The 446-nt window shown below is 39.3% G+C and carries 1 protein-coding gene; it reads right to left on the bottom strand.

All coding sequences use genetic code 11. The annotated features are described in order from the left end of the window. Positions 1–73: 73 nt before the first annotated feature. Positions 74–446, bottom strand: a 373-nt coding sequence (locus tag A3761_RS05200) for a helix-hairpin-helix domain-containing protein (protein ID WP_231881167.1), incomplete at its 5' end; no start/stop codon positions are given.

The raw sequence follows: 446 nt of genomic DNA, 5'->3' as shown, positions 1-446 counted from the left end.
CTAACGAGAAACCCCGGCTTAGTCCGGGGTTTTTTGTGTCTGAAAGGTTGATAAAAACATAAAGATTAATGTTTTACTCAAGACTAAGTAAGTGTTCATTCTTGCTTAATGTACTTTTGCCTATACCTTTTACTGCAACTAACTCTTCGAGGCGGGCAAACTCACCATAGCGCTCACGATAGTCAACAATGGCTTCAGCTTTTTTTAAACCTACGCCTTTCAATGCTTTGGCAATAGTTTGAGCATCTGCGCTATTGATGTTTATGGCCTTACTGGTTTGTATTGAACTATTTGGTTCATTGTCTGCATAGCTAATATTGCNGAAAGAAAGCAGCAAGCTAAACAAAAAAGGGATAAGCAGGCGGGGAGGGATGTTTGCGATGTTGTTAGAAAGAAAAGAGTTTGATTTCATAAGTTCGCTCCTTGCGTTAATAGAATCAAGTGCA

Source organism: Oleiphilus sp. HI0123, assembly GCF_001635315.1.
Note: the sequence above shows the minus strand (reverse complement) of the source record. Positions and strands in the feature narration are given on the sequence as shown.